Raw genomic sequence first — 21,417 nt, 5'->3', positions numbered from 1 at the left:
CTTCAGGCGGCCTTCGCGGCGGCGGGGCGCACCAGCCATTCGCCGGCGGCCATCATGCCCATCAGCACGTAGCTGGCGCAGCCGTTGTAGGCCACCCACCAGCTCCACGGCGCCCAGGCCGCCAGCGCGGCGGCGATCGTGCCGTTCAAGGCGAAAAACACGCACCAGGCGCGGGTCACGTTGCGGGTGTAGCGCACGCCCTCGGGCGGCAGATCGGGGTGGCGCAGGCGCGCCAGACGTTCCACCACGGGCTGTCCGGCGCGCAGGCTCATGCCGAAAATGGCCAGCATCATGGCGTTGACCAGCACGGGATACCAGCGCAGCCAGCTCTCGGAATTGGTTACCGCCAGGATCAGGCAGAAGACCAGTGCGGCGGCGGGCAGCAGCTTGTCGCCGGGCTGCGCGGCGCGCGCGGTCAGGCCGCGGGCCAGCCACAACAGCGCCAGCGGCAAGGCCAGCCAGGCGGCGTTCACGCGTCCCAGCATCGCGTACACGACGAAGGGGTAAGCCACTGCGGCGGCGGCCAAGGCGGCCGCAACGCCACGGTTCATGCGGCCGGGTCCTGCTTTTGCCACATGGCCTGCACGACGTCTTCGACGGTGCGGACCGTGCGGAAGTCGTTGGCGTCCAGCTTGCGGCCGGTCTGGCGGCGCACGTGGTCGATGAGGTCGATCGCGTCGATGCTGTCGATTTCCAGATCGGTGTACAAATGCGCGTCGGGCGTGATCCGTTCCGGTTCGATTTCGAACAGTTCGACGAGGGCGCCGCGCAGCGTGTTGAAGATTTCGTCGCGGGTGTGCATGGTGACTCCGTATGCGTCAGTCGCGGCGTTGCGCAGTGACAAATGCCGCCAGGCTGGCAATGCTGGCGAAATGCTCGCGCATGTTGCGCGTTTCGGGATCGATGGTGATGGCGTAACGCTTTTGCAGCGCCAGGCCCAGCTCCAGCGCGTCGACCGAATCCAGGCCCAGTCCGTCTCCGAACAGCGCGGCTTCGCGGTCGATGTCGTCGGGCGTGATGTCTTCGAGCCCGAGGGACTCGATGACGAGCGTCTTGAGCTCAAGTTCCAGTTGATTCATCCAGCGTTGACTCCACTTGCGCCGCCGTGGGCGGCGGCGCGTTCATTGGGGCGCCCTGCGGCGCCTGCGGCGCCAGCTTGGCTTCGAAATAGGCGTGCAGGTAGGCATTCATCTTGCGGCCGGCGATGGGCAGCGGATGCGCCTGGCTCCAGGTCGCCGGGTCGATGTCTTCACCGACCTCGATGACATAGCGCATGCGCGAGGGCGGAATCCGGTACCAGGGCTCGCCCTTGGTGAGGCTGCGCGGATTCATCCGGATCACGACCGGCGTCACGACCTGCGCGCCGCGCAGCGCAATGGCGCATGCGCCGCGATGAAACTGCGGCATGGCGTCCGGCGGCGTGCGCGTGCCTTCCGGGAAGACGATCAGCGTTTCGCCATTGCGCAGCACATCAGCCGCGCGGTCGAACATGTCGAAGCTTTCGTCATTGGTGATGTATCCGGCATTGGCCACGGGGCCGCGGGTGAAGGGATTCGTGGCCAGGCCATGCTTGACGATGCAGTTGGCGTTCTTGACGTGCCCGACCAGGAACACCACATCCAGCAGCGACGGGTGGTTGGCAAGAATCATCTGGCCCGGCCGGCCCAGGCGGTCGGCGCCCTTGAATTCCACGGTCAGGATGCCCACGCGCACCATGAACCGGATGAACAGCCTGAAGGTGCCATTCAATGCCCAGCGGGCCCGGCGTTGGCGGTCCTGGCGGTCGCCCGGCAGCAGGCGCTGGGGCGGAAACACCATCAGGCGCAGCAGCACGCCGCCCACCCCGAACATGGTGAAGGCCATGCCGGTGGCGACCAGGCGCCAAAGCCAGAAATCTTGACGAACTTGAGCCGGGGAGGTCATGCGTTACGTGTCCAGGTCCATTGGCGGCTGCGGTTGGCGTGCCGCCAGCTTCGGGTCTGCAGCGTCAGGTGGCGAACCAGATTCAGCGGATTGGGCCAGACTTGCGGCGGCGCATCGCCGTCGCCAGCCGGACCCATCGAGAGCGCCCAGTCCGTGCCCGGGCACAGGCGGAACGCGGCGGCGTAGGAAAACGGCGCGTCGCCCACCCAGGGCGCGTACGGCGGCGGCGGCACTTCCTCGGCCAGCACCACCAGCACGTTGCCATGCCCCTGGCCGAACAGCAGCGCGGCTTCGAGGAAGGCGTGCTCCAGGCCGTCGTCCTCGACGGACAGCGCCACGGACTCGGCCGTTTCGCGGCGTATGATCGACCATTGCGCGGCTATCGCGTTGTGAACCGACAGGCCAAATGCCGTGGGCGACAGCGGCTCGTCGGCCGCCAGCGACTCAAGCAGTCCGAAGTTGCGCGTGGTTTCTCCGTGCCGCGAGGCGAATACGAACGGCATGTCCGGGTATCCGTCGGCAAGCGGCCACGCGCATGCAAACACCCCGCGAGCCAGAGGGCTGAGGCGGCGGCGCTGCATGGGGGGCAAGAAGTCGAGGCGGGCGGCGGCCTGATCTCCGAGGGGGCAATACGGGTGTTCCGCCCAGTGCTGCCAACTGCTCGGGTCTTGAAATCCTGGTGTCCAACCTTGCCAATGCGCGATGGAGAACGTCAACATAGCGCGCGATTCTACTATGGCAAACTCGGCTCAAACTGTTTTGAATAGTTACACATCACACAAATTGGCTTAGATTCCTCGCATTATTTTCTAAATAGTTACTTTCTCCGTTGGATGTTCAGGAACTTTTAATCTGGTGGGCGGATCAAAGCGCCGCCTCTCTATATAGCCCCGCGCAGCTCTCCGCCGAAGACGCTGCCCGAGCGGCTGCGATCCGCAGCGGCAAGGCGCTGCGCGACTGGAAGGCCAGCCGCGCGCTGTTGCATGACGTGCGAAGCCGCCAGCCCGATTCCCGCCCGGCCTCGCTCAGCCACAGCAACGGGCACGCCATCGTGGCCACCGCCCCGGCCGGCTGGAAAGTCGGCGCCGACCTCGAGGCAATCTCCCCGCGCGACGTGCAGGGGCTCGCCCAGTGGGTGTGTTCGTCCGCCGAACGCGACCTGTTGGCAGGGCTGCCCGACGAGGCGCGCCTGCTCCGCTTCTACCAGCTATGGACATTGAAAGAGGCCTTCATCAAGGCCGCCGGCCTGGATTTTCCGGCTGACATGGCATCGGTGGGCTTGTGTCCGGCGCCGTCCGGTTTGGCGCTGCGCCCGCCGCCGGGACGCTGGCGGGCCTGCTCCTATCGGGTGGGCGCCGGCTGGATGGCCTCGGTGGTTTGGCTGGCCCCAGAAGGATCAGCAGGGGACTTCGCGCAACCCGTGTGGACCGGCGCGGCCGGCTGTCAGCTGCCGGATGTCCTGATACAAGGTTGTTGGCTGCCCGATACGACTTGAAACCGCCCTGACGTTTCGCCGCTCGCATTTAAAGATGTATTATGAATATATGTTTAAAGGCGATCCTGTTCGCCATTCAAGGAGCAGTTGATGTTGAGCCCCCAAATCCGCGAGCTGGTCAAAGCCACGGCCCCCGTCCTGAAGGTCCATGGCGTCGACTTGACCAAGCACTTTTACGCGCGCATGTTCCAGCACAACCCGGAACTCAAGCACGTGTTCAACCAGGCCCACCAGGCGGGCGGCGCGCAGCAGCACGCGCTGGCCGGCGCGGTCACCGCCTATGCCGAGCACATCGACGATCCCTCGGTGCTGATGCCCGTGGTGACGCGGATCGTGCACAAGCACGTCAGCCTGGGCATCCGGCCCGAGCACTACGCCATCGTGGGCAAGCATCTGCTGGCTTCCATTCGTGAGGTGCTGGGCGAAGCCGCCACCGACGAACTGGTGGACGCGTGGGCGGCGGCGTACGGCCAACTGGCCGACCTGCTGATCGCCGAAGAGGCCCGCCTGTATGCGGAATCGGCCAACAAGCCCGGCGGCTGGACCGGCTGGCGCGCGTTCCGCGTCGTGGGCAAGCAGCCCGAAAGCGCCGAAATCACCTCGTTCTACCTCGCCCCGGCCGACGGCGGCACGGTCCCGGCTTACCAGCCCGGCCAGTATGTGTCCGTGCGCGTGTTCGTGCCGGAACTGGGCCTGATGCAGCCGCGCCAATACAGCCTGTCGGACGCGCCCGGCCAGGATCGCCTGCGCATCTCCGTCAAGCGCGAACCGGCGGGCGACCAGACGCCGGCGGGCCGCGTGTCCAACGCGTTGCATGACCGCCTGGAAGAAGGCGGCGTGCTGGACGTCGCGCCGCCGCAGGGCGATTTCCACCTGCGCGAGGACGGCGATGCGCCCGTCGTGCTGCTGAGCGGCGGCGTGGGTCTGACGCCCATGGTGTCGATCCTGAACCATCTGGTGCATGCCAATGACGCGCGCCAGATCCGCTTCGTGCACGGCTGCCGCAATCGTTCGGTGCACGCCATGCGCGACCACGTGAACGACATCGCGGCAAAGCGCGCCAACGTGCGCAAGGCGGTGTTCTACGAAGAGGTGGGCCACGGCGACCAGGCCGGCCGCGACTACGATCACCAGGGGCGCGTCGATCTGCACGCCATTCGCGACGAGGCCATCGTGCCGGGCGCGGACTACTACTTGTGTGGCCCGGCGGCCTTCATGCGTGCGCAGCGCGAGGCGTTGCTGGGGCTGGGCGTGACCGAAGACCGCATCCACGCCGAGGCCTTCGGCACCGGCGGCGTCGCCGGCTGACCGGTGTATCCTGGCGGCCCGACGTTTCCGGGCCGCCCGGTCCACATGTCCTGTCCACCATGCAACTGAACCGATTCACCGACTTCGGCCTGCGCGTCCTGATGTATCTGACGCAATGCCGCGACCGGTCCGCAGCCGTCACGATCCCCGAGATCGCGGACCGCTTTGGCCTGTCGCGCAATCACCTGGTCAAGGTCGTGCATTTCATGTCGCAGCGCGGCTGGGTCAGCACCACGCGCGGCAAGGGGGGCGGGCTGAGCCTTGCCCGCCCCGCCACGGAATACCGCGTCGGCGATCTGGTGCGCGAACTCGAACAGCAGGGTCCCCTCATCGACTGCCGCGAACCCCCGTGCGCGCTGGACGGCGTGTGCCGGCTGTCGGGCGTGCTGGCGCAGACGCTGCAGGCCTTCTACGACACCCTCAATGGCTACACGCTGGCCGATCTGGTCCGGGAACCGACCGCCGCCGCGATCATCAAGCTGCACCGCGTCGCCTGAATCGGGGACATGATGTTTGGTTATGGCCCCTGCGGCGTTTGGCATTTGCCGGCGCGGGGGCGGCCGTTACAGAATGGCCGTGTTCGCGGTCTACTTGGATAACGGTATGCGCGTTTGCGTAATTGGCGCCGGCGTCGTCGGTGTGACGTCGGCCTATTTCCTGGCGCGCCAGGGTCATGACGTGGTGCTGGTCGACAGCCAGCCCCGCCCGGCGGAAGTCTCCAGCTATGCCAATGGCGGTCAGCTCAGCTACAGCTATGTGGCGCCGCTGGCCGGGCCCGGCGTGCTGCCCAGCGTGCCGGGCTGGCTACTGCGCCATGATTCGCCGCTGCGGTTCCGGCCCCGCCTGGATCCGCATCAGTGGCGCTGGTGCCTGCAATTTGCGCTGGCCTGCCGCGCCTCGGTCGCCAAGGCGTCCACCGCCCAGATGCTGACGCTGTCCTACCTCAGCCGCGATGTCATGCACTCGCTGCTGGAACAGGAAGACCTGGCGTTCGGCCACCTGAAGAACGGCAAGCTCATCGCCTACCGCAGCCCCGACCTGCTGGAAAAGGCGCGCGCGCTGGTGGCGTACCAGGCGGCGCACGGCGCGGACCAGCAGGTGCTCGATGCCGCCCAGACCGTGGCGCGCGAACCGGCGCTGGCCGGCATGGGCGCCAGCCTGGCGGGCGCCATCTATACCCCCAGCGAGGAAGCCGGCGACTGCCGACAATTCACCGAAGCGCTGTTCGACCGCCTGCAAGGCCTGGGCAACGTGCAGTGCGCCATGTCCAACCCGGTGTCCGGCCTGCAGCGCGAAGGCCGCCGCATCGTCGCGGTCAACACGCGCGACGGCGACATCGGCGCCGACGCCGTCGTGCTGGCCACGGGCATCGGTACCCGCGCCTTGCTTGGGCCCCTCGGTCACGACGTGCCGCTGTACCCCCTGAAGGGCTACAGCCTGACCGTGCCGCTGGCAGACGACGACACCGTGGCGCCGCGCATCAGCGTGACCGACTACGAACGGCGCATCGTCTACGCCCGTGTCGGCGGCGTGCTGCGGATCGCGGCCATGGTGGACATCGGCAGCAACAACGCCGACATCGACCCCGCTCGCGTCGGCCTGCTGAAAAAGCAGGTGCTCGAAGCCTTTCCGCAGCTGGACCTGCGCCAGGCCATTCCGTGGGCGGGCCTGCGCCCGGCCACGCCCACCGGAAAGCCGCTGATCGGCCGCAGCCCGGCAGCCGACAATCTGTGGCTGAACGTGGGGCAGGGCGCGCTGGGGTTTACCTTGGCCTGCGGCAGCGCGGCGTTGCTGACGGCGCAAATGGGCGGCCTGGAGCTGCCGCTGGATCCGGCGCCGTTCAAGCCCTGAACCTCGAAGCGTGAACGCGGCGCCGGCAAGGGCAATGTCCATTTTGCGATAGCACGTGCCATTTCGTCGGCAGACGGGCTGACGCGGGCTGAATAGGATGACGATCACTCCTTCGCCAGACCGCATTCTTGCGGGCGCGAAGGAGCCGATCCCTCCTTCGAGCCTTCCACCATGTCCTATCTGTTTCCGTTGTTCGCCATCCTGTTCTGGGCGGGCAACGTCATCGTCTCCAAGATGGCCGCCAGCGCCATCTCGCCCACCGCCATCACCTTCTACCGCCTGCTGCTGGCGCTGTTCCTCATGGGGCTGTTCACGGCCCGTCCCGCCTGGCGCAATCGCAGGGTCATCCTGCGGCACTGGCCGAAGCTGGCGCTGTATGGCGCGCTGTCGTCGGCGGTTTTCCAGGCGCTGTCGTACCGGGCGGCCGAAACCACCACCGCCACCAACATGGCCATCCTGACGGCGCTGATCCCGCTGCTCAGCATGCTGGGCAGCGTCGTGATCCTGCGCGATCCGCTGACGCTCGGCATGGCCGCGGGCGGGGCGTTGTCGTTCCTGGGACTGTTGTATCTGGTCGGGCAGGGCGACATGCTGAGCGTGTTCCAGCATGGCGTGCATGTGGGCGACGGCCTGATGCTGCTGGCCGCGTTGTCGTACGCGCTGTACGGCGTGCTGCTGCGCCACTGGAAGGTGCCGGTGCCCGCCTGGCAGTCCACCTTCGTGCAGTCGATTTTTGCGCTGATCTATATGCTTCCGCTCTACCTGAGGGTGCCGGCCGCCCAGGCCGCGCTGGACACCAATACCATTCCGCTGATCCTGTACGCCGGCATTTTCTCGTCGGTGCTGCTGTCGTACCTGTGGATCGAAGGCGTGCACCGCTTGGGCCCGAACCGCTGCAGCATCTTCATCAACCTGCTGCCGCTCTTTACCGCGCTGGCTGCTTTCGTGATGCTGCGCGAGCATCTGCAGCGCTATCACGTCCTGGGCGGCGCGGTCACGCTGGCGGGCGTGCTGCTGGCGCAGACTGTCCAGCGGCCGCTGTTTGGCGCCGGGCGCGCGCTGGCGGCCGGCAAGGCGTAGCCCCCGCTGTTCACGGGCGTTCAAGACAGGCGCCCGCCGCCGACGCATAGTGGCCGCTTTGCGCGGTGAGGCGATGAGCATTTTTCAAAAGACCACAATTGCGCTGGCCCGGAGCCCGGCGGTCGGCCAGGCGATGCGGGCGATGGCCGCCCGGACATCGCTGGCGCGCCGGTTCGTCGGCGGCGCTGGCGTGGACGAAGCCGTGCGCACCGCCGTGAGACTGCGCGAGGCGCACGGCATCCGCGCGTCGCTCTTCTATCTGGGCGAGTACGTGGCGGATCGCGCCGCCATCGACCACAACGTCGGGCAAGCCATCGACGCCTGCCGGGCGTTGGCGGGCGCGGGCCTGGACGTGCATGTCTCCGTCGACCCCACGGCCATCGGCTACATGCAGGCCGATGCCCTGGGCGAGGAAAACGCGCGACGTATCGGCAGGGCGGTGCACGCCGCCTCGGGCACGGGGCGGGACTGGCTGGTGCTGGACATGGAAGATTCCGGCATCCGCGACCGCACGTGCGCGCTGCACCGGACGCTGCTGGCCGAGGGCCTGCCGGCGGGCCTTACGCTGCAGGCGCGGCGCCGGCGCACGCCCGAGGATCTGGCCTGGGCGATCCGGCAGCGCACATCGCTGCGGCTGGTGAAAGGCGCTTTCCCCGAGCGCGCGCTGGACCACACCGGGCGCGCGCGCATCGACCAGGCCTATCTGGACGCGGCGTCCATCATGTTGTCGCGCGAGGCCCGCGAATCGGGCTTTTACCCGGTGTTCGGCACGCACGACGACCGGCTGGCCGGGGCCATCGTCGATCTGGCGCGCGAGCGCGGCTGGCCCGCCGAGGGATTTGAATTCGAAATGCTCTACGGCGTGCGTCCGGACTGGCAGATTGCGCTGCGCGGATTGGGCTATAACGTCAGGGTTTATCTTCCGTTCGGCGCGGACTGGTGGCCGTATGCCATCCGCCGCGTCGGCGAAAATCCTCGCAATGCGTGGCTCCTGGCCCGTTCGCTGACATCGGACGGGCATTACTTCGGATAGCCGCGACTGGCTGGCGCAACATGGCGGTTTCTCAACACATCTGGCATTGCGGCGCGGGGCTGCCCGGCGACGTGCTGATCGCGGACCTGCGCGCCTACCGGTACGCGCCGCATTTTCACGACGCGTGGTCCATCGGCGCCATCGAGCATGGCCGGTGCGACTTCACTGTGCAGGGCGAGGCCCACGCCGCCTGCGCGGGCGAACTGGTGGTGATCGCGCCGGGACAGGTGCACACGGGCGGCACGGCCGCCGGACCGCTCGCGTATCGCATGGCGTACATCGATCCGGCCTGGTTCCAGGACCACGCTCGCGCGCTGCATGCGCAGGGCGCGCGGCTGGCGGGACCGGTGATCGCGGATGCCGCCCTGTGCGCACAATGGCTGGAGGCGTTGACGCCTGACGAGATCGCGCCCGCCGAACGCAGCGCACGCCTGTCCGCGGCCCTGTTCGGCACGCTGGCCGCGCATGGCGAGGCGCTGGACGAAAGCGGGACGCCCGGAGCCGGTATGCCCGAAGCCGGTACGCCTGCAGCCGGGACGCCCGCAGCACCTCCCTCCGATGACCTGTCCGCCATCACCGACGTCTGCGCCATGCTGCATGCGCGCATGGCGGCGGATCCGTGCTGCGCGCCCGACCTGCAAGCGCTGGCGCAGGCGCAGGATCGTCATCGGACCACGCTGGTCAAGCAGTTTGCGCGGCGTTACGGACTGCCGCCGCAGGCGTGGCTGCGCAACTGGCGCGTGGCGCGCGCGCGGGTGCTGCTGCGCGGCGGCTTGCCGTTGGCGGACGCGGCGCAGGCGGTGGGTTTTGCCGATCAGGCGCACCTGGGCGGGTGTTCAAGCAGGTTTACGGCAGTCCGCCCGGCGTGCTGGTGAGAGCCGGCGCCGGCGGCTCCCAGACGTTGTGACGGCGGGGCGTTTCGAGCCGGTAATCCGAATATTTGCGTGTGAAGAATTCCGCGCCCAGCGCCTGCGCGGCGGCCAGCGGGCGCCGCGGATCCAGCGCCACCTCGCCGCGCCGGTTGCCCGCGCCGTGCACATATCCCACGAAATCGGAATGCGTGTAGCGCGCAAACTCCTGCACCTGATGCACGATGCCCAGCGCCGCGCCGGGATAGGTCTCTTCGGACGCCACCGTCAGTCCGAGCCGCTTGCCGGCCATGCGTGCCTTGACACGTTCGGGTTCGGGGCCGGAACCCGCGTAGTGGCTGAACGATCGGTCAAAGAACGCCTTGGTCTGCGCCGACATTCCATACCAGTAGATCGGCGTGCAGAACAGCACGCCATCGGCCGGCAGGAAATGGTCCAGGAAAAGTTCGGCGTACCGGTCGGCGGGCGGTTTGGCATGGCGCAGATCGGGCAGCAGGCCCTGGATGTAGTCATCCAGGAAAAAGAGGGAGGCCGAAATGCCAGCCGCCTGCGCGCCCCGGCGCGCGGCGTGGGCCAACGCCGCGCTGTTGCCATTGCGGCGCGGGCTGCCCACCAGGATCAGCAGTCGCTGTTTTGGGTGATTTGAATTCATTCTTGGCTCCTTGGTGAAATGCTGGGACTACATTCGGATAGGTAATGCTGATCTCCAGGCAGGACCGCGACAACTGACGATTCCTTCACTAAGATGAATCCTGTTCATCTCAGGAATCGCCCATGTTCGCCACGCTTCCCGTCACTGCGCTGCGCACGTTCGAGGCCGCCGCGCGGCTGCGCAGTTTCAAGCTGGCCGCGGCCGAACTCTCCGTCACCCCGACGGCGGTGTCGCATCAGGTCAAGGCACTGGAACGCCATGTGGGGTGCGCGCTGTTCGATCGCGTTCCGCGCGGCGTGCGGCTGACCGACCAGGGGGCGCGCCTCTTTTCCGGCGTGCATGGCGCGTTGCTGGACGTGGCGCAGACGCTGGACGCCCTGCGGCCCGCGCCGGAATCCGGCGCGCTCACCGTGTCCACGACGCATTCCTTTGCGGCGTTGTGGCTCGTGCCCCGGCTGGGGCGCTTTCACGAGGCCTACCCGCAGTATCAAGTGCGTCTGGATACGTCGCCCGACCCCGTGGACCTGCTCAAGGACGCCAGCGTGGACGTCGCCATCCGCTACAGCCGGGCGCGCTATCCCGCATTGCACGCGGCCTGCGCGCTGCCCGAATGGTTCGGGGTATACGGCGCGCCGGCGCAGGTTGCCAGTGCGGGCCGGCGGGCGCCGGCCCTGGTGACGGTGCGCTGGCGCGACTCGCCCTTATACGAACAGGGTTGGCAGGCGTGGTGCGAAGCCGCCGGCCTGCCGGCATGGAAGCGGCCGGTGGCGGAGCACGCCTACACCGAGGAACACTACGCGCTGCAGGCCGCCATTGCCGGGCAGGGCCTGGTGCTGGCCAGTTCGGTGATGGTGTCCGACAGCGTCGCCGCGGGCACGCTGGCGCCTTATCGGCCCGAGGTCAGGGTGCCGGGCGCGGCCTACACTGCGCTGTGCGCGCCGGGGCGCGAGCGTCATCCGCCCGTCAAGGCATTCCTCGCATGGTTGCGCAAGGCCTTCCAAGGCTAGTGGCCGGCCGCGCGCGGCATCCATGGTGCGCGCACGCGCGGCGGGACAGGATGCGCACGAGCGGGTACATTGACGTCGCCGCCCGTGTGCGGCGTTCGCGTTTTCAGACTACGGAGTGCGCCCCGCCGTGAACCGATTCCATGAAATGACGGTATTTCTTGCGGTTGCCGACGCGGGCGGCTTTGCCGCGGCAGCGCGCCGGCTGGAGATGTCCGCGCCCAGCGTCACGCGCAGCGTCGCCGCGCTCGAACGCCGCCTGGGCGCCTTGCTGCTGGTGCGCACGACGCGCAGCCTGCGCCTGACCGAGGCCGGCCAGCGCTACGCCGCCGATTGCCGCCGCATTCTCGACGAGGTCGAGCAGGCCGATGACGCCGCGGCGGGCGCGATGGCGGTGCCGCGCGGCGCGCTGTCCATCACCGCGCCCGCGCTGTTCGGCGAGCTGCACGTGATGCCGGCGGTGCTGGGCTATCTGCGCGGGCATCGCCAGGTGTCGCTGCGCGCGCTGCTGGTGGACCGCGTGGTGAACCTGGTGGACGAGGACATCGACGTGGCCGTGCGCATCGGCGCGCTGCCGGACTCGTCGCTGACAGCGGTGCCGGTGGGTCATGTGCGCCGGGTGGTGTGCGCCGCGCCGGGATTCCTGAGCGCCCATGGCGAGCCGGCCGACCCCGAATCGCTGCATCGCTTCTGCACCATCACCGCGGCCATGGAAGGCCGCGGGCCGCAATGGCGCTTCCTGCAGGACGGCCAGAGCCTTCGCTTGAACATGCAGTCGCAATTGACCGTCACCTCGTTCCAGGCGGCCGTGGCGGCTGCGCGGGAAGGCTGGGGCCTGACCCAGGTGATGTCCTATCAGGTGGCCCCGCACCTGGCCAGCGGCGCCTTGCAGGTGGTGCTGCGCGACTTCGAGATGCCGCCCGTGCCCGTCCATCTGGTGTATCCGGAAGGGCGCAAAAGCTCGGCCAAGGTGCGCAGCTTTGTCGATTTCTGTGTCGAGGCGCTGCGCCGCGACCTGGCGGCGCTGCCGGCCTGACCGGTTTATTTCATTTCCGGCAAGAGTGTCTTGCCGGCGCCGGCCGTTCTCCATTGGCGCGGGCAGGCTCAAGATGGTGGCTCGAATCCACCTGAGAGCCTCCGATGCCATCCACCTCCTCGCAAGCCACCCTGGCGCAAGCCGCCGCTCCGCTCAAGTTCTACAGCTTCGCGCTTTCCGGTCACGCGCATCGTGTCGCGCTGATGCTGTCGCTGCTGGACGTGCCGCACCAACGCATCGACGTGGATCTGCGTCAGCGTGAGCAGAAGCGTCCCGAATTCCTGGCGCTCAACGCCTTCGGCCAGGTGCCCGTTATCGACGACAACGGCGTGGTGGTGGCCGACTCGACCGCCATCCTGGTGTACCTGGCCAAGCGTTACGGCGGCGGGGCCTGGCTGCCCGAGGATGCGGCGGGCGCTGCGGCCGTGCAGCGCTGGTTGTCGGTGGCGTCCGGGCCGCTGGCGGGCGGTCCGGCGTCGGCGCGGCTGGTGACGCTGTTTGGCGCGCCGCTGGATGTCGACGCCACGCTGGCGCGCGCGCATGCGCTGCTTGCCGTGATGGAAAGCGAACTTGCGCAGCGTGACTTCCTGGCCGGCAGCGAGCCCACCATCGCCGATGTGGCCTGCTATGCCTACGTGGCGCATGCGCCTGAAGGCAACGTGTCGCTGGCGGACTATCCGCGGATCCGCGCGTGGCTGAGCCGCATCGAGAACCTGCCGCGCTTCGTTCCCATGGAATCGTCGCCGGTGGGCCTGCTGGCCGCCTGATTCCCGCCAATCGACCGCGAGGACATTGCCATGAACCTTCCCGAAAACACCACGCCGTCGCCCTGGCACGCTGGTGAATTGCAACTGCAAGCGCACGCGGGCGTTGCCGCGCGCATGGACATGGTCGGCCGCAAGGTCATCCGCGACTACATGCCCGATCAACACCGCGAATTCTTCGCGCAGTTGCCGTTCGTGGTGGCCGGCGCGGTCGACGACCAAGGCGATCCGTGGGCCGGCATCCTGGAAGGGCAGCCGGGCTTTGCCGTGTCGCCGGACCCGCACACGTTGCGCATCGCCGCCATGCCGGACGCGGACGACCCGTTGCGCGCGGGACTGGGACTGGGCAAGCCGGTGGGATTGCTGGGCATCGAGCTGCACACCCGCCGGCGCAACCGCATGAACGGCCGCATTGCGGCGTGGGACGGCAAGCGCTTTGACGTGGCGGTGGCGCAGTCGTTTGGCAACTGTCCGCAGTACATCCAGTCTCGCGATTTTTTCTTTGCGCGTTCGCCGTCGCTGCGCTTTGCCGCCGCGCCGCAGGAGCGCGCGGGGCTGGACGACGCGGCGCGCGCCCTGATCTCGGTGTCCGACACCTTCTTTGTGGCCAGCTATGCGGACCGCGATGAAAGCGTGGGCGGACGCGCCGTCGATGTCTCGCACCGGGGCGGCAAGCCCGGCTTCGTGCGGGTGGATGGCGATGTGCTGACCATTCCGGACTTCTCGGGCAACCGGTTCTTCAATACGCTGGGCAATCTGGCCGCCAATCCCGTCGCGGGGCTGCTGTTCATCGACTTCGAACGCGGCGACGTGCTGCAACTGACGGGAAGGGCGGAGGTGATTCTGGACAGCCCGGAAATCTCGGCCTTCCAAGGCGCCGAACGCCTGTGGCGCGTGCATGTGCGCCGGGTGGTCAGGCGGCCTGGCGCGCTGGCCTTGCGCTGGCGCTTCGATGCCTGGTCGCCCACGGCATTGGCGACGGGGCGGTGGCCTGCCGCGGCCTAGCGGCTGTCTTGCGTCACCTTGCGCACGACCGTGTCGCCGGGTCGCAGCGGCCGGCCGTCATGCGCGCGGATCTCCATGCGTTGCACCGGCTGGCCGCGCTGGCGATCGATCAACGTCGAGTGCGGCTCGTCCGGCCCGAAGTAGTGGTCCTCGCCCCATTGGCGCAACCCGACGATCACCGGAAACAGCGCCTCGCCTTTTTCCGTCAGCACATATTCCTGATACGCGCTGCCGTCCGACGCCGGGGCGACGGCCAGGATGCCGTGCGCGACCAGCGTGCGCAGCCGGTCGCTCAGGATGTTCTTGGCCATGCCCAGGTTCTTCTGGAATTCGCCAAACCGGCGCAGGCCGTCGAAGGCGTCCCGCACGATAAGCAGCGACCACCAGTCGCCAATGGCGTCGAGCGAGCGGGCAACCGGACAGGCTGCGCCTTCAAGGCTGGTGCGTTTGACCATGCGGACTCCTTGCGCTGGCTGAGGGTGAAGTTGGTTGCATTATAAAACCTCATGAACTAGCATTCTGGTTTCGTTATAAAACCAGATGGATCATGACGCCAACCGCCCGATCCCGCGCGCCGGGATACGACGAGACACCCTCGATGCCGCCCGCACTGGTGCTGCTGCTGGCTGCGGCCTGCGCGCTGAGCGTTGCCAATGTCTATTACGCACAGCCGCTGCTCGATGCGATCGGCCGCGAATTCCGCATGGACGAGGGCGCGGTGGGCATCGTCGTCACCGCCACGCAACTGGGCTGCGCGCTCGCGCTGTTCTTCGTCGTGCCGCTAGGCGACCTGCTGGACCGGCGGCGACTGATGCTGGCGCAGCTGGCACTGCTGGTGCTGGCCCTGGCGGCGGTGGCGGCGTCGGCAAGTTCGCCCTGGCTGCTGGCCGGCATGGTGGCGTTGGGCTTGCTGGGCACGGCGATGACGCAGGGCCTGCTTGCGCTGTCCGCGGCCCTGGCCGCACCGGCAGAGCGCGGACGCGTGGTGGGCGCGGCGCAGGGCGGGGTGGTGATCGGCCTGTTGCTGGCCCGCACGCTGGCTGGCGCCGTGGCGGATCTGTGGGGCTGGCGCGCGGTCTACGTGGTGTCGGCCTGCCTTTCGGCGGTGCTGGCGCTGGTGCTGGCCCGCTGGCTGCCGCGGCGGCGCCTGCCCGTGGCCGGGCTGGGTTATGGCGCGTTGCTGCGTTCGGTCTTCACGCTTCTCGCGACCGAACGCGTGCTGCGGGTGCGCGGCATGATCGCGCTCTTGATGTTCGCCGCGTTCGGCGCGTTCTGGACGGCGCTGGTGCTGCCGTTGAGCGCGCCGCCGCATTCGCTGTCGCACACGGCGGTGGGGGCATTCGGATTGGTGGGCGTCGCGGGCGTGCTGATGGCGGCGCGCGCCGGCCGACTGGCCGACGCCGGGCACGGCCAGCGCACCACCGCGCTGGGCTTGGCCCTGCTGTGCGTGGCCTGGGTCCCCATTGCCTTGCTGGACCACAGCCTGTGGCTGCTTGCGCTGGGCGTGTTGGTGCTGGACCTGGCGGCGCAGGCGCTGCACGTGACCAACCAGGCCATGATCTTCAGCATCAGCGCGCAGGCGCACAGCCGCCTGGTCGCGGGCTACATGATGTTCTACGCCGTGGGCAGCGGCCTGGGCTCGATTGCCGCGACGGCCGTGTATGCGCGCGCCGGGTGGCTGGGCGTTTGCGCGCTGGGCGCGGGCATCAGCTTGGTGGCGTTGGTGTTCTGGGCGGCGACGGCGCCGCGCGCCAACCGTGCAAGGCAGGGGCGGGCGCGCGCCTGACGGCGTGCGCGCCCGCTTGCCGTTCAATCCAGCCAGCGCTTGATGCGGCCGGCCAGCGCTTCACGGCTGATGCCGTAGCGGTCATGCAGGGTGGGCAGGGCGCCGGCATCCAGAAACGCGTCCGGCAACCCGGCCAGCTGGAATCCGGCCGGTTGCACACGATGCCGCAGCAGGGCGCTGGCGACGGCCTCGCCCAGTCCGCCGATCACCGAATGATTCTCGGCCACGACGACCAGGCGGTGCTTGTAGCGCACCGCCTCGACCAGGCTGGCCTCGTCCAGCGGCTTGATGGTCGGGCTGTGCATCACCGCCACGCCGATGTTGTCGCGCGCCAGATCCTCGGCGGCCTCCAGCGCGCGCATCGTCATGATGCCGCTCGAAATGATGAGCACGTCGGCGCCTTCGCGCAGCATTTTGGCCTTGCCCAGCTCGAATCGGTAGCCCTCGATGTCATCCAGTACCGCGGGCACCTGGCCGCGCAGCAGGCGCATGTACACCGGACCCTGGTGTTCGGCGATCTGCGGCACGGCCTGTTCGATATCCAGCGCGTCGCAGGGGTCGACGATGGTCAATCCCGGAATGCCGCGCATCATCGCCAGGTCTTCGGTGGCCTGGTGACTGGGGCCGTAACCCGTCGTCAGGCCCGGCAGCGCGCAGCAGATCTTGACGTTGAGGTTCTCCTCGGCGATCACCTGATGGATGAAGTCGTAGGCGCGCCGCGTGCCGAATACTGCATAGGTCGTGGCGAACGGCACGAGGCCTTCCTTGGCCATGCCGCCGGCGGCGCCCATCAGCAGCTGCTCGGCCATGCCCATCTGGTGGAAGCGTTCGGGGTAGGCCTGCGCAAACAGGTGCAGGTCGGTGTACTTGGCCAGGTCTGCCGTCAGGCCGACGACCTGCGGATTGGACGCGGCGTATTCGACCAGCGCCTTGCCGAAGGGCGCAGCCCGGACGCGCTGCCCCTCCGAGGCAATCGACGCGATCATGGCCGACGTGGTGAGGCGGGGTTTTTGCTGGGTGCTGGCGCTGCTCATGACCAGGCTCCTTCGGTCGTGGGGGTGGGGCGGTTCTGGTCCAGGATGTCCAGCGCCTGTTGCCATTCCGGCGGATCGACGCGGATGAAGTGGTTCTTTTCGCGCTGCTCAAGGAAGGGAATGCCCTTGCCCATCCGGGTATCGAACAGGATGACCCGCGGCTTGGCGTCGGGCAGGGCGCGCGCGGTGTCGAACGCCTGGATGACGGCGGCCAGGTCGTTGCCGTCCACGCGCTGCACATGCCAGCCAAAGGCGGCCCACTTGTCGGCCAGCGGCTCGAAGCCCAGCACCTTGCCCGACGGCCCGTCCGCCTGCTGGTTGTTGATGTCGACCAGGCAGATGAGGTTGTCCAGTTCATGGTGCGCGGCGCCCATCGCGGCTTCCCAGGTCGAGCCCTCGTCCAGTTCGCCGTCCGACATCGAGTTGTAGACGAACGCCGGATTGCGCTTGTGCTTGAGTCCCAGCGCGATGCCGACCCCGATGGACAGGCCCTGGCCCAGCGAACCGCCCGATATCTCCATGCCCGGCGTGTAGGTCGCCATGCCCGACATGGGCAGGCGGCTGTCGTCGCTGCCATAGGTCTCCAGTTCGCTCTCCGGAATCACGCTGGCTTCGATCAGGGCTGCATAGTGCGCGATGGCATAGTGGCCGTGCGACAGCAGAAAGCGGTCACGGCCCTCCCATTGCGGGTCGCCAGGCTGCACGTTCATCGCATGGCGGTAGGCCACGGCCAGCACGTCGGCCCAGCCGAGCGCCTGGCCGATGTAGCCCTGGCCCTGGACTTCGCCCATGCGGACCGCGTAGCGGCGGATGCGCCACGCGGCGGCCGCCAGATCGCTCAAAGACTTGGATTGCTCCATTCGAAGCTCCCTATTCATGGTGTGGGGGTTCATTGCAGGATGCTGGCGGGCACGTAGGACACGAGTCCCAGCACCGCAAACGCGACCAGATAGAAGGGCGCCAGCTCGCGCACGGTCTGGCCCACCTTTACCTTGGCCAGTGCGCTGGTGATGAAAAGCGTGGTGCCCACGGGCGGCGTGTACAGCCCGATCGCCAGGTTCACCACCATCATCACGCCCAGCTGCGTCATGTCCATGCCGATGCTCTGCGCCAGCGGAACGAAGACCGGCGCCAGCAGCAGCACGGCGGCGGGCAGGTCGATGAACATGCCAAGAAACAGCATCATCAGGTTCATCAGCAGGATGACCAGCCATTTGGCATGGACATTCTCCTGCACCCAATGCGCGATGCCCTGAGGCGTCTGGTCGAACGTCAGCAGCCAGCCGATGGCGGACGAGGCCATGATCACCAGCAGCACCACGCCGGTCGCCAGTCCCGCGTGGACGATGGCGGCGTTCAGCCGCGACCACGACAGATCCCGGTACATCACGGCGGACACCAGGCCCGCGTAGAGCGTGGACAGGACCGCGACCTCGGTCGGCGTGGCGATGCCGAACCGCAGGAACACGATGATGAGCAGCGGCAGCACCACGGCGGGCAGCGCATACAGCAGGTGCCGGCGGAAGGCGGCGCCGTTGAAGGGCGACCTGTCCCGCGGGAAGTTGCGGCGGCGTCCCACCCACCAGCACGCAAACATGAAGCCGCCGCACAACAAGAGGCCGGGCAGCACGCCCGCGACGAACAGCGACGCGATGGAGGCGTTGGCCGTCAGGGCGAACAGGATCAAGGGGATCGACGGCGGAATCAGGATGTCGATCGTGGCGGCGGCTGCCAGCGTGGCGGCCGAGAACGCGGCCGGATAGCCCAGCCGCTTGTGCCAGGGAATCATCAGCGAGCCGATGGCAGACGCGTCCGCCACCGCCGAACCCGACACGCCGCCGAACAGCGTGGACGACAGAACGCCCACCTGCGCGGGGCCGCCGTGATAGCGGCCGATCAGTGCCGACAGGACGCCGACCAGCGCCTCGCCAAGCTTGCCGCCCATCATCAGGGAGCCGGTCAGCATGAAGAACGGAATGGCGATGAGAGGAAAGCTCTGCACCTGCGCGACCATCTGCTGCACCACCACATCCAGGGGCACGCGGTCCGTGCTGGCGACCGCGGCCATCGCGGCGACGAGCAGGGCGTGGGCAATGGGCATGGCCGCGACGGCGGCGCCCATGAAGACGACCAATATCAATGCACTCATGGCTGTTCTCCCGTCACCAGTGCACGGCGGGCGCCTGCGGCTCGCCGTCGGGCTGCGCCGCGGCGTCGCGGCTACGCCAGCTCTGCCACGCCGACTGCGCCGCCAGCACGGCGAGCAGCAGCATGCCGCCCATCACGCACCCGTAGGTAAGCGAGCCGGGCATCTGCAGAATGGGGGATTTTTCGTCGTGGACGATCTCGATCATGTTGAACGTCGCCCAGGACAGCGTCGCGTACAGCACGGCGACCACGCTCCAGGCCACGGTCGCGACCAGGCGGCGGGCGTGCGCGGGCAAGGCGTCCATCAGGAATGTGGTGGCGATATGCGCGTTGTGCAGCGCAGCCAGCACGACCCCAGACATGACGAGCCAGGGAAAGAGCAGCTCGGGGATCTCATTGGCCCATTCCAGGCTTGAACCGGTTGCGTAGCGCAGCGCGGTGTTGACGACGAGGATCACGAAGATCACCGTGGTGGACAGCCACAGGACCACGCGGCATATGCCGTCGATGACCCTGCCGACCCATCCGTGTCGATCGGTATTCATGTTGTCTCCTGCCTTGTGCCGGTCCGCCGCCGTGCCCGGCGCGAAGGCGGGCGCGGCGGCGGCCGAAGGACGTATCAGTTGCCGCGCGCGGCGGCCAGGACCTTCTTCACATAGGGGCCGATGGGACCGGCCAGCCATTTATCGTCGACGGACGAAGTGGCCTTGGCGAAGGGGGCGGTGTCGGGCGTGGTGACCTGCACGCCCTTGGCCTTCAACTCGGCCAGCAGCCGGGTATCGGCGTCCTGGCTCAGCTTGCGCTGCAGGGCAGACGCTTCGTCCGCCGCCTCGCGCACCGCCTTGCGGTCAGCTTCGCTCAGGCGATCCCAGGTGCGCTTGCTCATCAGGAAGGGCGTCATCTGGAACTGGTGGTTGGTCATGGCCAGGTGCTTCTGCACTTCATACAGCTTGCTGGCCTCGAAGTTCACCAGCGGGTTCTCCTGGCCGTCCACCACACCCTGCTGCAGCGCCACGTACAGTTCGGCAAACTTGATCTGCTGCGCCTGCGCGCCCAGGGCGTTCATGATGTCGACCAGGGTTGCGTCCGGCGGCACCCGCATCTTCAGGCCCTTCATGTCCTCGACCTTGTTGATGGGGTGCTTGCTGTTGGTCATCTGGCGGATGCCGTTGTCCCACGTGCCGAGCAGGATCAGATTCTTGGCGGCCGACTTCTCGGCCAGCTCCTTGCCCAGCGGCCCATCCAGCAGCTTGAAGGCCGCCTTGGCGTCCGGGAACAGGAACGGCATGCCGAACGCCGCGTACTCCGGCACGGCGGCGGCAACGGCGCCTTGCGAATTGGCGCTCATATCCAGTGCGCCCGTGCGCAGCGCGGTGACCATTGCGGCGTCGTCGCCCAGTTGCGCGGACGGCGCGACCTGGACCTCGATGCGTCCGCCCGTCTTTGCCTTGAGCACTTCGGCAAACTTCACCGACGCCTCGTGCCGGGGATTGCCCACGGCCGCGCCATGGCCAAGGGTCAGCTTCAGATTCTGCGCATGCGCCGTGATCGGCAGCAAGGTGGCGGCGGCCAGGGCCAGGCCCACGTGCCGCCAGGTTCTGTTTTTCATGATGTGTCTCCTCCAGTTTTTTATGGGGTCCTGCGGATCAGTGAATCAACATCCCTCCGTTGACGTCCAGCGTGATGCCCGTGCAGTAAGCGGACAGGTCGCTTGCCAGGAACACGCACGCGCCCGCCACGTCGTCCGCGCGGCCCAGGCGCGCCAGCGGGATGGTGCCTTCGATGTCGGCCTTGCGCTCGGCGGACAGCTTGCCTTGCGTGATGTCGGTCTCGATGAGGCCGGGCGTGATGCAGTTGACCCGGATGCCGTCGCCGCCGAATTCGCGCGCCATGGCGCGCGCCAGGCCCAGCACGCCCGCCTTCGCGGCGGAGTAGTGGGGGCCGCCGAAGATGCCGCCGCCGCGCTGCGCCGACACCGACGAGATGCACACGATGGACCCGTTGCGCTGCGCCTGCATGGCGGGCAGCACCGCTTGCGACAGGTAAAGCGTGCCGCGCAGGCTGACGTCCAGGATGCGGTCGTAGTCCGCGCCGGTGATCTCCAGCGTCTTGACCGGCTGCGTGATGCCGGCGTTGTTCACCAGGATGTCGATCCTGCCGAACGCCTTGAGCGCCTGTTCGATGGCCGCCACGCAGGCAGCCTTGTCGGTCACGTCCGCGACCAGTCCCAGATGACCGTCGCCCAGCCGGGCGGCCGCGCTGGCGGGTTCGGCGCGCGCCAGATCCAGGATCACCACGCGCGCGCCTTGCGCGGCCATCTGCCGCGCAGTGGCGAATCCCAGTCCGTTGATCCCTGCGCCGCCGGAAATCACGGCGACCTTGTCCTTGAGCAGCATCTGTCGTCCTCCTGTCCTTGTTGGAATATGTGC

At 67.9% G+C, this 21,417-nt stretch carries 25 protein-coding genes; 12 read left to right on the top strand and 13 right to left on the bottom strand.

Going from position 1 to position 21,417, the window contains the following annotated elements; all coding sequences use genetic code 11:
- Positions 1 to 2: 2 nt before the first annotated feature.
- Genes FBY20_RS01255 through FBY20_RS01235 form a run of 5 tightly spaced genes read right to left on the bottom strand, consistent with a single transcriptional unit; the run spans position 3 to position 2,642 of the window.
- Positions 3 to 551 carry a hypothetical protein gene (locus tag FBY20_RS01255; protein ID WP_142049508.1) on the bottom strand — a complete coding sequence of 183 codons (549 nt, stop codon included), beginning with the start codon at positions 549 to 551 and terminating at the stop codon, positions 3 to 5.
- Positions 548 to 802: an acyl carrier protein gene (locus FBY20_RS01250; RefSeq protein ID WP_056316019.1), complete on the bottom strand. Its 255-nt coding sequence runs from the start codon at positions 800 to 802 to the stop codon at positions 548 to 550. The genes FBY20_RS01255 and FBY20_RS01250 overlap by 4 nt, the downstream gene beginning before the upstream one ends.
- A 16-nt stretch (positions 803 to 818) precedes the next feature.
- Entirely contained in the window at positions 819 to 1,079 is a 261-nt protein-coding gene (locus FBY20_RS01245) for a phosphopantetheine-binding protein (protein WP_056316022.1), read from the bottom strand.
- On the bottom strand, positions 1,060 to 1,923 hold the full coding sequence (locus FBY20_RS01240) for a 1-acyl-sn-glycerol-3-phosphate acyltransferase (protein WP_142049506.1): 864 nt from the start codon (positions 1,921 to 1,923) through the stop codon (positions 1,060 to 1,062). The genes FBY20_RS01245 and FBY20_RS01240 overlap by 20 nt, the downstream gene beginning before the upstream one ends.
- Entirely contained in the window at positions 1,920 to 2,642 is a 723-nt protein-coding gene (locus FBY20_RS01235; protein ID WP_142049503.1) for a beta-ketoacyl synthase chain length factor, read from the bottom strand. The genes FBY20_RS01240 and FBY20_RS01235 overlap by 4 nt, the downstream gene beginning before the upstream one ends.
- 110 nt (positions 2,643 to 2,752) lie before the next feature.
- Here FBY20_RS01235 and FBY20_RS01230 point away from each other — a divergent pair, with 110 nt between their 5' ends.
- From FBY20_RS01230 to FBY20_RS01200, 7 genes are all read left to right on the top strand, one after another.
- The gene (locus FBY20_RS01230) at positions 2,753 to 3,418 is read left to right on the top strand and encodes a 4'-phosphopantetheinyl transferase superfamily protein (protein ID WP_142049500.1); all 666 of its coding nucleotides are present in this window, start codon (positions 2,753 to 2,755) and stop codon (positions 3,416 to 3,418) included.
- Positions 3,419 to 3,508: 90 nt separating this feature from the next.
- On the top strand, positions 3,509 to 4,726 hold the full coding sequence (gene hmpA / locus FBY20_RS01225; protein WP_142049495.1) for an NO-inducible flavohemoprotein: 1,218 nt from the start codon (positions 3,509 to 3,511) through the stop codon (positions 4,724 to 4,726).
- 59 nt (positions 4,727 to 4,785) lie between these two features.
- A complete protein-coding gene (locus FBY20_RS01220; RefSeq protein WP_056316034.1) occupies positions 4,786 to 5,223 on the top strand; it encodes an Rrf2 family transcriptional regulator in 438 nt (145 codons plus the stop codon).
- A gap of 106 nt (positions 5,224 to 5,329) precedes the next feature.
- Positions 5,330 to 6,577, top strand: a complete 1,248-nt coding sequence (locus FBY20_RS01215) for a D-amino acid dehydrogenase (protein WP_056316037.1) — start codon at positions 5,330 to 5,332, stop codon at positions 6,575 to 6,577.
- A gap of 171 nt (positions 6,578 to 6,748) precedes the next feature.
- Complete coding sequence (locus tag FBY20_RS01210; protein WP_062841835.1) at positions 6,749 to 7,657, top strand: DMT family transporter; 909 nt, start codon at positions 6,749 to 6,751, stop codon at positions 7,655 to 7,657.
- Between the two features lie 73 nt (positions 7,658 to 7,730).
- Entirely contained in the window at positions 7,731 to 8,690 is a 960-nt protein-coding gene (locus FBY20_RS01205; RefSeq protein ID WP_142049490.1) for a proline dehydrogenase family protein, read from the top strand.
- A gap of 20 nt (positions 8,691 to 8,710) precedes the next feature.
- Positions 8,711 to 9,565: an AraC family transcriptional regulator gene (locus tag FBY20_RS01200; RefSeq protein WP_255452199.1), complete on the top strand. Its 855-nt coding sequence runs from the start codon at positions 8,711 to 8,713 to the stop codon at positions 9,563 to 9,565.
- On the opposite strand, the gene FBY20_RS01195 is transcribed toward FBY20_RS01200, so the two are convergent.
- A complete protein-coding gene (locus FBY20_RS01195; protein WP_142049487.1) occupies positions 9,537 to 10,211 on the bottom strand; it encodes a flavodoxin family protein in 675 nt (224 codons plus the stop codon). The two genes, FBY20_RS01200 and FBY20_RS01195, sit on opposite strands and share 29 nt — an antisense overlap.
- A 122-nt stretch (positions 10,212 to 10,333) precedes the next feature.
- On the opposite strand from FBY20_RS01195, the gene FBY20_RS01190 reads away from it, so the two are divergent.
- The 4 genes from FBY20_RS01190 to FBY20_RS01175 all read left to right on the top strand — a co-directional run bounded on the left by FBY20_RS01190 (position 10,334) and on the right by FBY20_RS01175 (position 14,020).
- Positions 10,334 to 11,218, top strand: coding sequence for a LysR substrate-binding domain-containing protein (locus FBY20_RS01190; RefSeq protein WP_142049484.1), 885 nt, complete (start codon positions 10,334 to 10,336; stop codon positions 11,216 to 11,218).
- Between the two features lie 127 nt (positions 11,219 to 11,345).
- Positions 11,346 to 12,251: a LysR family transcriptional regulator gene (locus FBY20_RS01185; RefSeq protein WP_062842078.1), complete on the top strand. Its 906-nt coding sequence runs from the start codon at positions 11,346 to 11,348 to the stop codon at positions 12,249 to 12,251.
- A gap of 104 nt (positions 12,252 to 12,355) precedes the next feature.
- On the top strand, positions 12,356 to 13,018 hold the full coding sequence (locus FBY20_RS01180) for a glutathione S-transferase family protein (protein WP_056316051.1): 663 nt from the start codon (positions 12,356 to 12,358) through the stop codon (positions 13,016 to 13,018).
- A gap of 30 nt (positions 13,019 to 13,048) precedes the next feature.
- Positions 13,049 to 14,020, top strand: a complete 972-nt coding sequence (locus tag FBY20_RS01175) for a pyridoxamine 5'-phosphate oxidase family protein (protein ID WP_056316054.1) — start codon at positions 13,049 to 13,051, stop codon at positions 14,018 to 14,020.
- Here the strand turns inward: FBY20_RS01175 and FBY20_RS01170 are convergent.
- Positions 14,017 to 14,475: a helix-turn-helix domain-containing protein gene (locus FBY20_RS01170; protein WP_056316055.1), complete on the bottom strand. Its 459-nt coding sequence runs from the start codon at positions 14,473 to 14,475 to the stop codon at positions 14,017 to 14,019. The genes FBY20_RS01175 and FBY20_RS01170 overlap by 4 nt on opposite strands.
- Before the next feature lie 92 nt (positions 14,476 to 14,567).
- On the opposite strand from FBY20_RS01170, the gene FBY20_RS01165 reads away from it, so the two are divergent.
- A complete protein-coding gene (locus FBY20_RS01165) occupies positions 14,568 to 15,806 on the top strand; it encodes an MFS transporter (protein ID WP_255452198.1) in 1,239 nt (412 codons plus the stop codon).
- Between the two features lie 23 nt (positions 15,807 to 15,829).
- Here the strand turns inward: FBY20_RS01165 and FBY20_RS01160 are convergent, their stop codons facing one another.
- The 6 genes from FBY20_RS01160 to FBY20_RS01135 form a co-directional block, all read right to left on the bottom strand.
- A complete protein-coding gene (locus FBY20_RS01160; protein ID WP_142049481.1) occupies positions 15,830 to 16,840 on the bottom strand; it encodes a transketolase family protein in 1,011 nt (336 codons plus the stop codon).
- Positions 16,837 to 17,700, bottom strand: a complete 864-nt coding sequence (locus FBY20_RS01155; RefSeq protein WP_056316062.1) for a transketolase — start codon at positions 17,698 to 17,700, stop codon at positions 16,837 to 16,839. Before FBY20_RS01155 ends, FBY20_RS01160 begins: the two co-directional genes overlap by 4 nt.
- A 29-nt stretch (positions 17,701 to 17,729) precedes the next feature.
- Complete coding sequence (locus tag FBY20_RS01150) at positions 17,730 to 18,989, bottom strand: TRAP transporter large permease (protein ID WP_056316065.1); 1,260 nt, start codon at positions 18,987 to 18,989, stop codon at positions 17,730 to 17,732.
- 13 nt (positions 18,990 to 19,002) lie between these two features.
- Positions 19,003 to 19,533, bottom strand: coding sequence for a TRAP transporter small permease (locus FBY20_RS01145; RefSeq protein ID WP_056316068.1), 531 nt, complete (start codon positions 19,531 to 19,533; stop codon positions 19,003 to 19,005).
- 74 nt (positions 19,534 to 19,607) lie between these two features.
- Entirely contained in the window at positions 19,608 to 20,597 is a 990-nt protein-coding gene (locus FBY20_RS01140) for a TRAP transporter substrate-binding protein (protein ID WP_142049478.1), read from the bottom strand.
- Positions 20,598 to 20,634: 37 nt separating this feature from the next.
- A complete protein-coding gene (locus FBY20_RS01135; protein ID WP_142049475.1) occupies positions 20,635 to 21,384 on the bottom strand; it encodes an SDR family NAD(P)-dependent oxidoreductase in 750 nt (249 codons plus the stop codon).
- Positions 21,385 to 21,417: the final 33 nt, after the last annotated feature.

Origin of the sequence: Achromobacter sp. SLBN-14 (assembly GCF_006715415.1) — a bacterium.
In the GTDB taxonomy this organism is placed as follows: domain Bacteria; phylum Pseudomonadota; class Gammaproteobacteria; order Burkholderiales; family Burkholderiaceae_B; genus Achromobacter; species Achromobacter mucicolens.
Note: the sequence above shows the minus strand (reverse complement) of the source record. Positions and strands in the feature narration are given on the sequence as shown.